Source organism: Burkholderia sp. CCA53 (assembly GCF_001685525.1).
GTDB classification, from domain to species: Bacteria; Pseudomonadota; Gammaproteobacteria; order Burkholderiales; family Burkholderiaceae; genus Burkholderia; species Burkholderia multivorans.
On sequence record NZ_BDDJ01000002.1, the window covers coordinates 1,901,799 to 1,915,757 of the forward strand.

General features: G+C 65.3%; 13 protein-coding genes. 7 read left to right on the forward strand and 6 right to left on the reverse strand.

All coding sequences use genetic code 11. From position 1 onward, the window contains the following. The first annotated feature begins 116 nt into the window (after window positions 1–116). On the forward strand, window positions 117–1,634 hold the full coding sequence (locus BCR55_RS24690; RefSeq protein ID WP_226823139.1) for a cytosine permease: 1,518 nt from the start codon (window positions 117–119) through the stop codon (window positions 1,632–1,634). A 53-nt stretch (window positions 1,635–1,687) separates the two neighbouring features. On the opposite strand, the gene BCR55_RS24695 is transcribed toward BCR55_RS24690, so the two are convergent. Continuing rightward, complete coding sequence (locus BCR55_RS24695) at window positions 1,688–2,605, reverse strand: LysR family transcriptional regulator (protein ID WP_065496316.1); 918 nt, start codon at window positions 2,603–2,605, stop codon at window positions 1,688–1,690. 392 nt (window positions 2,606–2,997) lie between these two features. On the opposite strand from BCR55_RS24695, the gene BCR55_RS24700 reads away from it, so the two are divergent. Beyond that, window positions 2,998–4,320, forward strand: a complete 1,323-nt coding sequence (locus tag BCR55_RS24700; RefSeq protein ID WP_065496756.1) for an MFS transporter — start codon at window positions 2,998–3,000, stop codon at window positions 4,318–4,320. A 906-nt stretch (window positions 4,321–5,226) separates the two neighbouring features. Further along, complete coding sequence (locus BCR55_RS24705; protein WP_065496318.1) at window positions 5,227–5,838, forward strand: cysteine hydrolase family protein; 612 nt, start codon at window positions 5,227–5,229, stop codon at window positions 5,836–5,838. Between the two features lie 415 nt (window positions 5,839–6,253). Here BCR55_RS24705 and BCR55_RS24710 read toward each other — a convergent pair whose 3' ends face one another. Beyond that, window positions 6,254–6,595 carry a YXWGXW repeat-containing protein gene (locus tag BCR55_RS24710; RefSeq protein WP_006403163.1) on the reverse strand — a complete coding sequence of 114 codons (342 nt, stop codon included), beginning with the start codon at window positions 6,593–6,595 and terminating at the stop codon, window positions 6,254–6,256. A 576-nt stretch (window positions 6,596–7,171) separates the two neighbouring features. Between BCR55_RS24710 and BCR55_RS24715 the strand changes: the two genes are divergently transcribed. Then, the gene (locus tag BCR55_RS24715) at window positions 7,172–8,263 is read left to right on the forward strand and encodes a porin (RefSeq protein WP_006396739.1); all 1,092 of its coding nucleotides are present in this window, start codon (window positions 7,172–7,174) and stop codon (window positions 8,261–8,263) included. Window positions 8,264–8,445: 182 nt separating this feature from the next. Here BCR55_RS24715 and BCR55_RS24720 read toward each other — a convergent pair whose 3' ends face one another. Beyond that, window positions 8,446–8,844 carry a GreA/GreB family elongation factor gene (locus tag BCR55_RS24720; protein ID WP_006403165.1) on the reverse strand — a complete coding sequence of 133 codons (399 nt, stop codon included), beginning with the start codon at window positions 8,842–8,844 and terminating at the stop codon, window positions 8,446–8,448. 514 nt (window positions 8,845–9,358) lie between these two features. On the opposite strand from BCR55_RS24720, the gene BCR55_RS24730 reads away from it, so the two are divergent. Further along, window positions 9,359–9,688 carry a DUF4148 domain-containing protein gene (locus BCR55_RS24730; RefSeq protein ID WP_006396741.1) on the forward strand — a complete coding sequence of 110 codons (330 nt, stop codon included), beginning with the start codon at window positions 9,359–9,361 and terminating at the stop codon, window positions 9,686–9,688. Between the two features lie 156 nt (window positions 9,689–9,844). Here the strand turns inward: BCR55_RS24730 and BCR55_RS24735 are convergent, their stop codons facing one another. Continuing rightward, window positions 9,845–10,306 (reverse strand): CBS domain-containing protein, encoded by a 462-nt coding sequence (locus BCR55_RS24735; protein ID WP_006411114.1) that lies wholly within the window; start codon window positions 10,304–10,306, stop codon window positions 9,845–9,847. Between the two features lie 178 nt (window positions 10,307–10,484). On the opposite strand from BCR55_RS24735, the gene ribA reads away from it, so the two are divergent. Then, window positions 10,485–11,135: a GTP cyclohydrolase II gene (gene ribA, locus BCR55_RS24740; RefSeq protein ID WP_012216771.1), complete on the forward strand. Its 651-nt coding sequence runs from the start codon at window positions 10,485–10,487 to the stop codon at window positions 11,133–11,135. Between the two features lie 248 nt (window positions 11,136–11,383). On the opposite strand, the gene BCR55_RS24745 is transcribed toward ribA, so the two are convergent. Beyond that, window positions 11,384–12,814, reverse strand: a complete 1,431-nt coding sequence (locus BCR55_RS24745; protein WP_065496320.1) for a PLP-dependent aminotransferase family protein — start codon at window positions 12,812–12,814, stop codon at window positions 11,384–11,386. A 90-nt stretch (window positions 12,815–12,904) separates the two neighbouring features. Between BCR55_RS24745 and BCR55_RS24750 the strand changes: the two genes are divergently transcribed. After that, window positions 12,905–13,336, forward strand: a complete 432-nt coding sequence (locus tag BCR55_RS24750; protein WP_006403168.1) for a GNAT family N-acetyltransferase — start codon at window positions 12,905–12,907, stop codon at window positions 13,334–13,336. An 85-nt stretch (window positions 13,337–13,421) separates the two neighbouring features. Here the strand turns inward: BCR55_RS24750 and BCR55_RS24755 are convergent, their stop codons facing one another. After that, a complete protein-coding gene (locus BCR55_RS24755) occupies window positions 13,422–13,877 on the reverse strand; it encodes a DUF3788 domain-containing protein (RefSeq protein ID WP_139094085.1) in 456 nt (151 codons plus the stop codon). Window positions 13,878–13,959 lie beyond the last annotated feature (82 nt).

The following is a 13,959-nucleotide window of genomic DNA, read 5'->3' on the forward strand; positions in this document are numbered from 1 at the left end:
CAAATGCGCAATATTTGTGCGTACCGATCTGGTTTAGAGTGGCCGCGAATCGATGACGATGCGTCGTGCGGCCGCAGCAGCGGACCGTACCGATGCACCAGAGGAGTAGGAGACAAATGGCTGAAGGCAGGATTACGCAAGTCGAGTCGTTCGGTTTCGAGCGCATCCCCGACGCGTCGCGCTACGCGCGGCCGATCGATCTGTTCCGGCTGCTGTTCGGCGGCTGCAATACGTTTTCCACGTCGGTGCTCGGCAGCTTTCCGGTGCTCGTCGGGCTGTCGTTCAAGGCCGGCGTTTGCGCGATCGTGCTCGGCGTGCTCGCCGGCACCTGCATCCTCGCGCCGATGAGCCTGTTCGGGCCGCGCAACGGCACGAGCGACCCGGTATCGTCCGGCGCGCATTTCGGCATCCACGGCCGGATCGTCGGCTCGTTTCTCGCGCTGCTCACGTCGATCGCGTTTTTCTCGCTCGCCGTGTGGAGTTCCGGCGATGCGCTCGTCGGCGGCGCGCACGACATGGTCGGCGTGCCGGTCAACGGCTTCACGCTCGGCGCCGCGTACATGGTGTTCGCCGTGCTCGTGCTGATCGTCTGCATCTACGGATTTCGTTTCATGCTGTGGGTCAACAAGATCGCGGTGTGGGCGGCAAGCATGCTGTTCGTCGCCGGGCTGTTCGCTTTTGCCGGGCTGTTCGACGTGAACTATGCCGGTACGCTGCACGACGGCAGCGCGGGTTTCTGGGCCGCGTTCGTCGGTGCGGTGCTCGTTGCGCTCAGCAATCCGGTGTCGTTCGCGTCGACGCTCGGCGACTGGGCGCGCTACATTCCGCAGCACACGCCGAAGCGTCGCGTGATGGGCGCCGTGTTCGCCGCGCAGATCGCGACGTTCGTGCCGTTCTTTTTCGGCCTCGCGACCGCGACGATCATCGCATCGAAGGCGCCTGCGTTCATCGCGTCGAACGACTATGTCGGCGGCCTGCTTGCGATCTCGCCGCGCTGGTTTCTGCTGCCGATGTGCCTCATCGCGATCATCGGCGGGATGTCGACCGGCACGACGGCGCTGTACGGCACCGGGCTCGACGTGTCGAGCATGTTCCCGCGCTTGCTGACGCGCGTGCGCGCGACGCTGCTGATCGGCACGATCGCGATCGCGTTCATCTTCATCGGACGCTTCTGGTTCAATCTCGTCGAAAGCGTGTCGACGTTCTCGACGCTGATCTGCACGTTCAGCTGTCCGTGGATGGCGATCATGGTGATCGGCTACGTGACGCGACGCGGCTACTACCTCGCGGACGACCTGCAGGTGTTCAACCGCGGTTTGCGCGGCGGGCATTACTGGTTCGCGCACGGGTGGAATCTGCGCGCGATGGGCGCATGGCTGCCGGCCGCGTTCGTCGGTCTCGCATGCGTGAACCTGCCGGGCCAGTTCGTGGGGCCGCTCGGTCGTCTGGCCGGCGGGCTCGACCTGAGTGTGCCGGTGTCGTTCGTGGTCGGTGCGGCGCTGTATATCTTGCTGCTGACGCTGTATCCGGAGCCGGACGGCGTATACGGGCCGCAAGGGCGCCGCTTCGTGCGCGGGGGAACGGCGTCCGCGCGCAGCGGCGGCGCGCCGGCGATTCAGCCGAAGGGGTACTGAGCGTCGCGTTTCGCTACGCTGCGTCGCGTTCGCCAATGATGCCGCCGCGCGCGTCAGCCCCGATTCGACGCCTTGACCGTCAGCCTGCAGACCGTTGCGAGCGCGAGCAGGTTCGGGTCGCGTTCGCGACGATGGAGGAAACTCAGGCCGATCGTCTGGCGGATCGTGTGCCCGGCGATCGGCACGAGCGTGATCTTGTGCGCGAACAGGTCGCGCACGCGGCCGGGCAGCAGCGAATAGCCGACGCCGCCCGACACGAGGTTGATCAGCGAGAAGATGTCGCCCACCCGCATCGCGATGTTCGGCGTAATGCTGGCGGCGCGGAACGCTTCCGTGAAGCCCTGATGCGTCGCAAAGCCGTCGCCGAGCGATACGAACGGCTCGTCGCGGCAAGCGCCGAGATCGATCGCATCGCAGCGCGCATACGGCGAATCGACCGGCGCGGCAAAGAACATCTCGTCCTCGAACAGGGCGATCGATTCGATTTCCGCGTCGGGCTCGGGCAGTGCCATCAGCGTCGCGTCGATTGCGCCTTGCCTGAGCTTGTCGAGCAGGTCCGCGTTCGAGCCGAGTACAAGCTCGGCTTGCAACTGCGGACGGCGCTCCTTCAGCGCGATCACGACTTCGGGCACGGCGCGGATCGTGAGCGAATAGAGCGAGCCGATCTTCAACTGACCCGCGCCGTAGCCGGCCGCCTCGCGCGTCGCGCGAATCCCGTCGGTCATCGTCTTGATCACTTCGTCGGCGACTTCGGCCAGCACCTGTGCGGCTTCGGTCGGGAGCAGGTTGCGGCCTTCATGACGGAATAGCGCCCAATGCATGCCTTCTTCCAGCGTATGCAGCGCACGGTGCACGCTCACCGTGCTGACGCCCAGCGCTTCGGCCGCTTTCGCGAGACTGCCGGCTTCCATGAACGCGAGTAGCACCTCGAGCTTGCGGAAGGTGATCTCTTCGTTGATGCGATTGCGCATGGTCGGACGGCGGAAGCAGGTCGATCGAAAATTCTGCCCGAGAACCGCGGTCGTCACAATGCGCGAAAAGCCGGGCGAACGGCGCGCAAGCGGGCCGTTCGCGCGAGCGCGGGACGGCGGCCGCGTGAACGCGATCGCGGCTACTTCGTTCGCGGCCGGTGCCGACATTTAATCTGCGGCTAATGCTTCGCCATCCGGCTTAATTGATGCGCATTTGCTGCGTGCCTATCATCGGTTCACGTCGGACCTATACCGGCAGAGGGCGGCTGGATGCCGGCGTGTGTCGCGCCGCGCGGGCCGGCGTACACCAACGGGCAGGCCGCATGCGCCGTGCCGGCGGCATGGCGCGACGCATCGCGCGGCGCGGCCTCATGAGACTGCAGGAGACACGCATGCGCGCTGATTCAGGTCGGAGCACGCGACATCGGCAAGTGGTTGCCGCTGTCATCGGCAATACCCTCGAGTGGTACGACTTCATCGTTTACGGGTTCTTCTCCGCCATCATCGCGAGACTGTTCTTTCCGGCCGACAGCCAGTACGCATCGCTGCTGATGTCGCTCGCGACGTTCGGCGTCGGCTTCTTCATGCGTCCGGTGGGCGGCATCCTGCTCGGGCTCTATGCGGACCGCAAGGGCCGCAAGGCGGCGATGCAGCTGGTCATCCTGCTGATGACGCTGTCGATCGCGATGATCACGTTCGCGCCGACGTATGCGGCGATCGGCCCTGCCGCGCCGATCCTGATCGTGATTGCGCGGCTGCTGCAGGGCTTCGCGACCGGCGGCGAATACGCGAGCGCGACGTCGTTCCTCGTCGAAAGTGCGCCCGCGCACCGGCGCGGCCTGTACGGATCGTGGCAGCTGATCGGCCAGTGTCTCGCGGTATTCTCGGGCGCGGCGATCGGCGCGTGGGCGACGCAGTCGCTGTCGGCCGGTGCGCTCGACAGCTGGGGCTGGCGCGTGCCGTTCGCGCTCGGGCTGCTGATCGGGCCGGTCGGCCTGTGGATCCGCCGCCACATGGAAGAGACCGATGCATTCGTCCAAGCCAGCAAGTCGCCGGCCGAGCCGCCCGCCAGCGTGGCGCGCGTGCTGCGCGACAATCTGCGCGGCGTGCTGGTGTCGATGGGGCAGACGATCACGGGCACGGCCGTGTTCTACGTGATGCTCGTCAATATGCCGACGTTCGTGAACCGGACCTTCGGGCTGCCGCTCGACGAGGTGTTCCAGGCGCAGATGGCGGCGGTCGCGCTGCTGACGCTGACGATCCCGGTGGCGGCGATGGTGTCCGACCGTATCGGCCGCCGGCCGGTGCTGCTCGCCGGCATGCTGGCGCTGCTGACGGTCACCTATCCGCTGTTCTCGTGGCTGGCCGCCGCGCCGAGCATCGGCCGGCTGCTCGTGATGCAGCTGGTGATCTGCACGATCATCGGCGTGACCTACGGTCCCGCGCCGACGGCGCTCGCCGAGCAGTTCACGACGCGCATGCGTTCGACCGGTATTGCGCTCGCGTACAACATCGCGGTGATGATCTTCGGCGGCTTCGCGCCGTTCATCGTTACATGGCTGACGCGCGCGAGCGGCTCGCCCGTCGCGCCTGCCTGGTACGTACTGTTCGCGGCGTCGTTCGGGCTGGCCGCGAGCGTGTTCATGCGCGACGGCGCACCGTGCGTGCTCGCGCGGCGGCAGTTTCGCCGTGAGCCGGTGACCAGCGCCGAGTAAAGCGGCTTGGCGCCCGCGCCGGGCGGCTGGCCGCGCGGTCATGGCCTCGGCGCGGGCCGCAGGGCGACTATCGGTATCGGACCGTTCGATGGCTAGCATCGCAGGTGCAGTCTACTGGGGCCGCCGGCCGATCGTGACGCTGGCGATTATTCGGACGCGGTTCGGACCACTGGTATGTCCCGGCTCGACTCCACATTGCTCGGCATCTGTCTGCTCGCCATCGCGATGACGGCGATGGGCTTCGGCTCGTGCACCGTCGATGAGGGCCGCGATATTCAGCGATCGTCGGGTGTTTCCGCACGAGCCCGTGCTGCGTGCGCTCTCGCGGCGGTCGTCGGTGCATCGACATGGTTGCCCATACGACGATCGCCGGCGCGCTCCAGATAGCACGCGACGCGCGAGCACGCGGCGCATCTTGTCGAAATTGCGACCGAATTTCATCTCGACGGCCTCATCCGCCTGTGCTGTGTATACACCGCGTTCCCGGATGCCGTCAGCGAGGAGCGGCAAGGCCGGTGCTCGGCATCGCCGGCTCGGTGACGGCTGTCGCGTCGGTTGTGATGGGCGCGCATGAGCCTGCTGCCGGCGCGCGGCGAAACCGGCCCGTTGCTGACCGGCGGCGCCGGCTTGGTACTCGGCCTCCTGATGACCGTTGCGTACGAGGACACATAGGGGCGGTGCGAGAGCGGTCGCGCTGTCGTGCGCCGGCGCCTGCCGCACGGCTTGGCCCAATCCTGTCGGAGCTTGTCCCGCGGGCCACTGTCGCGCCCGGCCGTGCGGACCGACACTGGCGCCTCGCGGTCGACGCGAGCCCGTTTCCGGTGTGAACGGCTCGCCGGCCGCGCGTGGCGGCGCCGGCAGCGCCGGGCCGCCGCTCCGTACGATGTGCTAACCGAGAGAACGACCATGCAACATCCGACCATCCGTAACCTTGCCGGCGCAACGGCGCCGACGTCGATCGACGCTGTCCGCACCGCGCTGCTGGTGATCGATTTCCAGAACGAATATTTCAGCGGACGCCTGCCCATTCCCGAAGGCTCGCGCGCGCTCGCGAACGCGCAGCGCGTGGTCGCGTTCGCCGATCGGGCCGGGATGCCGGTCTTTCACGTGCAGCACGTCGGTCCGGCCGATGGCCCGCTCTTTGCGGACGGTAGCGACAGTTTTCGCTTCCATGCCGACCTGCAGCCGGCGCCGCATCACGCGGTCGTGAAGAAGACGTCGGTCAGCGTGTTTCCGACGACCGACATCGACGCGCGGCTGAAGGCGGCGGGCATCGACACGCTGATCGTCACCGGACTGATGACGCACGCGTGCGTCGCCGGCGCGACGCGCGATGCAGTGCCGCTCGGTTATTCGGCGATCGTCATCGAAGATGCGTGCGCGACGCGCGACCTCGACATGGCCGACGGCGGTACCGTCGCGCACCGCGACCTTCATCGCGCGACGCTCGCCGCGCTGTCCGATACGTTCGCCGACGTGCTGACGACCGAGCAGCTGCTCGCGCTGCGCGTGGGTTAAGGACCGCGGCGGCGTCAGGGCGTCAGGGCGTCAGGACGTCAGGGCGTCAGGGCGTCAGGGCGTCAGGGCGTCAGGGCGTCAGGGCGTCAGGGCGTCAGGGCGTCAGGGCGTCAGGGCGTCAGGGCGTCAGGGCGTCAGGGCGTCAGGGCGTCAGGGCGTCAGGGCGTCAGGGCGTCAGGGCGTCAGGGCGTCAGGGCGTCAGGGCGTCAGGGCGTCAGGGCGTCAGGGCGTCAGGGCGTCACGGGCGTCAGGGCGTCACGGGCGTCAGGGCGTCAGGGCGTCAGGGCGTCAGGGCGTCACGGGCGTCACGGGCGTCACGGGCGTCACGGGCGAGGCGCGTATCCCCAGGCGCGTGTACGACACCGCCATCCGGCCCAAGCGCGATCCCGATTGCGGTCGCGCCGTTTGCTCGCGGCTACCGCCAGTAGCCGTCGACGTAGATCCACGCGTGTCCCTGGCGGCGCCAGTAGCCGGGCACCCAGCGGCGGCCCGGGCGTCGCGCGACCCAGCGGCCCGGCACCCATATATAGCGGCCGTGCTGCCAGCGCCAGTAGCCGTCCGTCCAGATATAGCCGTGCGGGCGCGGCGGTCGAGGCCGACGATCGTGACGCGGCGGCGGCGGCGCGCGATCGGGACGGTTCGAACGGGGCGGCCGATCGGGCGGCGCCGGCCGAGCCCAGGCCGCGCGTAGCGAACCGCCCGAGCCGACGAACGCAGCAGTCAAGCCGATCGCGCGCAACAACGAGCGTCGATTCATGGGATGTCCTGTTCGAATGTCGGATGCCGCATTACATTAGCGTGCCGGCCGCGCGGGCGCGTTACGACGGCTGCCAGCGGTGTTACGGTGTGTCACGCGCGCAACGTCGGAGCGCTCGCCGGGCATGTGCGGCCCGTTCGTGCGATGGGCCTCCTGTTTACCAAGCGGAACCACTGGTTTTAGGTCTTGCCACCCAGAATTTGAGACAGAATCGGGTAAAAAGTACCGATTTGGCGCTGTCGGCTCGGATCCGCCTGTTGTTTCTATGCAACCGTCAAGACGGTGACATGAAAGAATGGTGCGATAGAAGCGACCAAAATGCTTTCGTCAAGAAGTCAAAAAACTACGGCAAAACAAATACTTATAACTAGACCCCACTTTCATTATTTCTGGTTCTGGAAAAGCTTATTTCTTTATTTGCGGATCGCTCCCCTAGGGTACACCCCTAAACTCACGGTTCCCAAACGGGCAACTATCCGGGCGCAGCCAGCAGGACCGATGGCGTTCCCGGGCGGTTGAGACCGTTTATGAAACAAGGTCGCGAGACCTGCCTCTTTTTAGAAGGGAGCTCCACGAATGAACAAGACTCTGATCGTTGCAGCAGCTGCAGCATCGTTCGCAACCGTCGCTCACGCGCAAAGCAGCGTCACGCTGTACGGCGTGCTGGACGCAGGCATCACGTACCAAAGCAACGTTCAGCCGGCCCCGGGCCAGGCTGGCAAGTCGCTGTGGTCGATGGGCTCGGGCATTGACCAGAGCCGCTTCGGCCTGCGTGGTTCGGAAGACCTCGGTGGTGGCCTGAAGGCGATCTTCACGTTGGAGAGCGGCTTCGACATCGGCAACGGCCGTTTCCGTAACAACGGCGGCATGTTCAACCGTCAGGCTTTCGTCGGTCTGTCGAGCCAGTACGGCACCGTCACGCTGGGCAAGCAGTATGACTCCGTTCAAGACTACCTGGCTCCGCTGACCGCAACGGGCAGCTGGGGTGGTACGTACTTCGCGCACGTCGGCAACTTCGACAACCTGAGCACGAACGGTGGCTACTCGCCGAACAACAGCATCAAGTTCACGAGCGCTAACTACGCTGGCCTGCAATTCGGCGGCACGTACTCGTTCTCGAACAACACGAACTTCGGCAACAACCGTGCTTACAGCGGCGGCGTGTCGTACCAGTTCCAAGGCCTGAAGATCGCAGGTGCGTACTCGCAACTGAACAACCCGGGCCAAACGACCGGCGGCGCAGTTGACACGCTGGCAACGCAAGGCCGCGTCCGTACGTACGGCGCAGCTGCTGGCTACGCATTCGGCCCGGCACAAGTCGGCGCGGCATGGACGCAAGCTCGTCTGGACAACACGGGCGCGACCGGTACGTCGGTTCGCATCGATAACTACGAAGTCAACGGCAAGTACAACCTGACGCCGGCTCTGGGTCTGGGCGTTGCTTACACGTACTCGAACGCGCGTCTGGGTCAGGACAGCGCTCACTGGCACCAAGTTGGCCTGCAGGCTGACTACGCACTGTCGAAGCGTACCGACGTGTACGCACAGGCTGTGTACCAGCGTGCTAGCGGCGCGAACGCGTCGATCTACAACGGCAACATCGACACGCTGCCGAGCTCGTCGATCAACCAAACCGCAGCAACGGTTGGTCTGCGTCACCGCTTCTAAGCGTGACGGCTGGGTAACCAGCTTCGAAAAAGGCGCCTTCGGGCGCCTTTTTTTCGCATGTGCCGGGCAGAACCGGTCTGTGCGGTGGCCTCATCGCGGCGCACGCACAAAAAAAGCGAGGCTCATGCCTCGCTTTTTCATTCTCGGCCCGCGGCGCTCCGCCGTCGCGTCACCGCGCGGCGTCAGCGCGTGTATTCGCCGTTCGCTTCCGGCTGGAACACGATTTCCGCGACCTTCATCAGCTTTTCCGTGCCGCTCGGCTGCATCACTTTCACCGACTGGCCGCGTTGCGTGCCCAACAGCGCCATCCCGACCGGCGAGAACACGTTCAGACGGCCGAGTTCGAGGTTCGCGGCATCCGGATACACGATGGTCCAGGTGGCCGGCTCCTGGGTCGCTTCGTCGAGCAGCGTGATCTGGGAATTCATCGTGACGACGTTGGCTTTGATCGCGTCCGATCTGACGATTTCGGCGCGTTCGAGCAGCGTGTCGAGCATCGCCTGAAAGCGCGGGTTGTGTTCCGCGTACTTTTCGAGACGCGCGACATCGAGTTCGGTGAGCTGGTAAAGGCGTTGCTTCATGACGGTTCTCCAAATGATCGGCAGGGCAGGCGGGACGCGCCTTCAAGTGATCGCCCGGAGCCTGTCTGACCGGCTCCGGGGAGAGCGGGCGTCAGATCAGGCGCCGGGCGGCGGCGAGCGGCGCTTGGGCCGAGGGTCGAGCGAGGGGACGCGCCAGACGACCGACGCGCGCACGCACGCCGGCCGGACCGGACGGCGAAAGCTTCAGGGGCGTGGGCGCGTACATGGTGAGTGAGCGGACGTATCGGCTGGCGATGAAAACCTTTCGATTCTACAACACAAGCTTGCGGCGACGCGATCGATTCGTCAGCACTTCGTCAGCGATTGTTCTGTCAGTAACGTAAATGTCGCAGTTCGGCTTGGCCAAAGGCCGCAAATCCTTTCCAAAATCGCAACACTGTATATGCTAACTAAGGGTTTTCCCTTGGAGGAACGCCGACTAGACTACAGTCATTCGCTTCAGACAATTCCGCCCGAGGCGAAGGCAAAACAGAACACATTTCGGAGGTCCATCATGAAGTCGATCATCTACGCAGCGATTGCCGCTACCGTTATCGCCACCCCGATCGCGTCGTTTGCGCAATCCGAGCAAGGGCTGACCCGCGAACAGGTCCGCGCCGAACTCGTGCAACTGGAACAAAACGGCTACAAGCCGCAGGCGAGCGATTCGCAATACCCGAACGACATCCTCGCGGCCGAACAGCGCGTTCAGCCGAACCAGCCGATGCTCGCCCATGCCGATACGAGCGGCTACGGTGCCGCCGCGACGGGCGCAGCACAGTCGGGCCGCCCGATCACGCGTGAAGCGCCGAACCCGGTGAACTCGGTTTACTTCGGTCACTAAAACGCACGCCCCGGCTCTGCCCGCGCGCACCGGTCAATCGACGACGCGCCCCGCCCGCATCGTCCGTCCGCAGGAGCAGAACCTCCGTCGCCGCATCCCGGCGGCTTTCCGCCCAGGCGCTCGCGCGTCTGGGCCTTTTTGTTGGAGCGGGGCCGGTCAGGTCGACGTGACGGCCGGCGTGCCGTGGATATAGTGCTCGAGCTGGCTGATCGTGAACTGCTGATCGGCGATCACGCTCTTCACCAGGTCGCCGATCGACACGAGGCCGATCAGCTTGCCGTCGTCGAGAACGGGCAGGTGGCGCATCCGGTGCTCGGTCATCAGCGCCATGCACTCGTCGCTCGTCTGCGACGGTTCGACGTAGCGCACCTTCGTCGTCATGATTTCCTCGACGCGCGTGGCTTTCGACGAGCGATCCTGCAGCACGACCTTGCGCGCGTAATCGCGCTCGGTGACGATGCCCGCGATGTCGTCGCCGTCCATCACGAGCAGCGCGCCGATGCCTTTGTCCGACATCAGCTTGATGGCGTCGTACACGAGATCGGTTTTCGTGACGGTGTAGATGGTGCGACCGGAATCCGGCTTGGCCTTGAGAATTTGCGCCACAGTCGTGCTCATTCGCTTTCTCCGTATGCGGGACGATCCAGGGAAGGCAGGGCGTGATGCGCGTCACCCGATGAAACCCAGTATAGCCGGGCAGGCAGCGGCAGTCGCGTGACGTTTGCAGATTAGCGGTAAACTCCCGTCACGCACCATCCAGAAAATTCCTACATTCCTGTTCGTTTCGATTGAATCCATGATGTCTTCGCGTCCCCAATCGCCCGCGCCGGGCAATGGCCACGCCGACGAGTGCGTGACGCTCGTTGCCACCGCGTCGCTGCCCACGCGCTACGGTACGTTCACGTCTTACGCGTTTCGCGTATCGGGCAGCGATGCCGAACATCTCGCGCTGGTGATGGGCGACGTGACCGGCGAGCAGTCCGTGCTGACGCGGCTGCATTCCGAATGCCTCACCGGCGACGTGTTCGGCTCGTATCGTTGCGATTGCGGCGAACAGCTCGATCTGGCATTGCGCTACGTCGCGGCCGAAGGGCGCGGCGTGCTGCTGTATCTGCGCGGCCACGAGGGGCGCGGCATCGGCCTTAGCAACAAGATCCGCGCATATGCGCTGCAGGAGCAGGGGCGCGACACCGTCGAGGCGAACCTCGACCTCGGGCTGCCAGACGATGCGCGCGAATACGATTCGGCCGCCGCGATTCTCCGTATGCTCGGCGTGACGTCGGTGCGCCTGATGAGCAACAACCCGAAGAAATTCGACACGCTCGTGAAGCACGGCATTCCCGTTTGCGAACGCGTCGCGCTCGCGGTACCGGTGCGCGAGGAAAACGAGCGCTATATCCGGACCAAGCAGGTGAAGTTCGGGCATTACTTCGAGGAAAACGAGTAGTCGAGTCGCCGCGAGGCCGGTCGCATTTTGTAAGCAGGTGACTTAAAGGGACACCAAGCGATTTCGTCGTGCCGCGATCGCGGCGCTGGCGGTCGTCTTCGTATCGCCGGGCTCCGCCGCGCCGGCACGGCTTTCTCGTGCCGCAGCGCAGAACGCCCGCGCTCGCCTGACAATCGGCGATGCGCGGCTTCCTCAAGCCGTTTGCCAGCCGGCTGTGCGGTCGAACACGCGCGCGGTCCGCACACGCGTCAGCCTTTTCCCTCGACAAGATGCGCCGACAAGCGCTGTACGGCAGCGCGCGCGTCTTCCGCCGTTGCGAAGTTCGCAAACCCCATCAGCAGCCCGCCTTGCGCGGACGCGCGCATCCGCCAGTCGCTCAATGACTGCACGCCAAGCCCGTCGGCTGCGGCGGCCGCGGCGACGCGCTTGTCGTCGTGCCGGTCGCTCAGATACGCGAGTACGTGTACGCCGCCTGCCTGCGGCCGGACGTGCAGATGTTCGTCAAGCGTCCGGGCGAGCGCATCGACCAGAAACGCGCGCCGCTCGGCATACAGCGCGCGCATCTTGCGCAAGTGGCGAGCGAAGTGCCCTTGCTCCATGAAAGCGGCGACGGTCGCCTGCGGCAGGATCGATCCGGGGCCCGGAAGACGGCCGGCCACGTGCGCGAATCGGCCGACCAGCACCTCCGGAACGACCAGATAGGCGAGCCGCAGTCCGGGCAACAGCACCTTGCTGAACGTGCCGGTGTAAAGCACGCGTCCATCGCGATCGAGATTCTGCAGCGCCGGCACAGGGCGGCCGTGGTAGTGAAACTCGCTGTCGTAATCGTCCTCGACGATCCATGCGCGGCGGCGCGTTGCCCATTCCAGCAGTTCCAGCCTGCGTGTCGGCGACAGCGCGACACCGGTCGGGCTTTGGCGACCCGGCGTGACTACTGCAAAGCGCGCCTGCGGCGCGCGCCGCAGCGCCGCCGCGACGTCGATCCCCTCGTCGTCCACCGGTGCCGGTGCGAGTCGCAGGTCCGCGAGTTCCAGGTAGTGCCGGCCAAGCGCGTATCCCGGATCCTCGTACCACCCGAGATCGCCGGCATGCAGTAAGGTGCGGCGCACGAGTTCCAGTGCGCCGCGATAGCCGGCCGTCACGAATACCTGCTCGTACGTGCACGCGACGCCGCGCGAGATCTGCAGATAGGCCGCGATGGCGCGCCGCAGCGGCAGGTAGCCGGCCGGATCGGGCGACATCATCGCGGCTGCGTCGAGCGTGCGCAGACTGCGTCCCGCGATACGCGCCCAGGTCTTCCTCGGGAACGCGTCGAGTGCGGGCACGCCGAGCTGGAACGGCCGCACATTGCTCGTGACGGTCGGCGCGTGCAGCGATTCGCGAACGACGCGCACCTTCGCGTGGCGGGCGACCGTCTGGGCCGGATCCGCGAGAGCCGGCGCGACTCGCGTACCGGCGGCACCGAGCGTCACGAAATATCCTTCGTTCGACAGCATCTGGTAGGCCGCCTCGACCGTACCGCGCGCAAGGTTCAGTTCGCTCGCGAGGCTGCGCACGGACGGCACTCGGTCGCCCGGGCGCAGCTTGCCGGCCGTTATCGCGTCGCGGTAGCGGCGATAGAGCTGCAGGTAGATGGGCGCATCGTCTTCCCGAGGCGATTCGACATATGGCCAGTCCATCGATCATGTCCCATTCAATCGGTCCGTTCTTGTCCCTGTCGGGCAGATCATCGGTTTTGTAAATTGATCGCAGGACGACGAGGAACACCGATGACGCCTTTCCGACTGAATCATCTCGACAGCGAGCAGGACTACGAGGCCGCTTTCAGTGTGATGCGCGAACTGCGCCCTCACCTGACGGATGCCGCCGCGTTTGCCGCGCAGGTGCGTCGCCAGGCCGCGCACGGGTATCGGCTGCTGGCCGTGTGGCAAGACGGACAGGTAGCGGCACTCGCCGGTTATCGCGTGCAGGAGAACCTGCTGTACGGACGGTTTCTCTACGTCGACGATCTGGTGACGACCGCCGGTGCCCGTCAGCACGGGCTTGGCGCGATGCTGATCGACGCGTTGCGCGACGAAGCCCGAAGGCAACAGTGCGCGAACTTCGTGCTCGATACCGGGCTCGGGAATGCGCGCGCGCAACGCTTCTATTTCCGTCAGGGTCTGTTGTCGTTCGGCATGCATTTCCGCCAGCAGCTATAGAGGCATACGAAGCATGCGATCGTGCCGAATGCACGCATCGGTGCCGACGATCAAATGCGTGAGGCACGTAACGGCACGGCGCGCTTCAACGGTTGATCGACGGGGCGCGTTTCATCCCGATCAGATCCGTCAGCTCGCGTCTACCGTCGGCGGACGCGATTTCGATGGTCAACCATTTGCCGTCCGGATACGCGCGCGCTTCGTCGTAGAGTTGGACCAGTTGCGGGCTCCACGAATAGCGTCGCTCATCGAACTTCTCTCGCTCGGCTTTTCCCAGGACCACGAGCACCGACAAGTGCCGGTATGACGGAACCAGCGTACACAGCGCTCTCGTTTTCTTGTAGCGCAGCGACCAGCCGCTTTTCCTGCCGCCGTAAATCCAGTCCGGTTCGAAAACACCGGGGTACGACGCGTCGATCCAGCTTTGCAGTTCGCGCCAATGCTTGAACGCCTTCGGCCCGAGCCACGCGCGCACGGTGTCTTCATCGGGCGGTATGGATGGGTCGGTGATCCGGTCACCGATCTGGTGGACTTGTTTCATGGCTCGACAGCGCCTCCTCGCAGGACATTCGCGTCAGCGGTTAACGAGTCTCCACGGTAGTGCGGTCGAATAACGGATTCGA

Coding starts and splice junctions, on each gene's coding strand:
- BCR55_RS24690 (WP_226823139.1), top strand. CDS start 117: ATGGCTGAAGGCAGGATTACGCAAGTCGAGTCGTTCGGTTTCGAGCGC.
- BCR55_RS24695 (WP_065496316.1), bottom strand. CDS start 2,605: ATGCGCAATCGCATCAACGAAGAGATCACCTTCCGCAAGCTCGAGGTG.
- BCR55_RS24700 (WP_065496756.1), top strand. CDS start 2,998: ATGCGCGCTGATTCAGGTCGGAGCACGCGACATCGGCAAGTGGTTGCC.
- BCR55_RS24705 (WP_065496318.1), top strand. CDS start 5,227: ATGCAACATCCGACCATCCGTAACCTTGCCGGCGCAACGGCGCCGACG.
- BCR55_RS24710 (WP_006403163.1), bottom strand. CDS start 6,595: ATGAATCGACGCTCGTTGTTGCGCGCGATCGGCTTGACTGCTGCGTTC.
- BCR55_RS24715 (WP_006396739.1), top strand. CDS start 7,172: ATGAACAAGACTCTGATCGTTGCAGCAGCTGCAGCATCGTTCGCAACC.
- BCR55_RS24720 (WP_006403165.1), bottom strand. CDS start 8,844: ATGAAGCAACGCCTTTACCAGCTCACCGAACTCGATGTCGCGCGTCTC.
- BCR55_RS24730 (WP_006396741.1), top strand. CDS start 9,359: ATGAAGTCGATCATCTACGCAGCGATTGCCGCTACCGTTATCGCCACC.
- BCR55_RS24735 (WP_006411114.1), bottom strand. CDS start 10,306: ATGAGCACGACTGTGGCGCAAATTCTCAAGGCCAAGCCGGATTCCGGT.
- ribA (WP_012216771.1), top strand. CDS start 10,485: ATGATGTCTTCGCGTCCCCAATCGCCCGCGCCGGGCAATGGCCACGCC.
- BCR55_RS24745 (WP_065496320.1), bottom strand. CDS start 12,814: ATGGACTGGCCATATGTCGAATCGCCTCGGGAAGACGATGCGCCCATC.
- BCR55_RS24750 (WP_006403168.1), top strand. CDS start 12,905: ATGACGCCTTTCCGACTGAATCATCTCGACAGCGAGCAGGACTACGAG.
- BCR55_RS24755 (WP_139094085.1), bottom strand. CDS start 13,877: ATGAAACAAGTCCACCAGATCGGTGACCGGATCACCGACCCATCCATA.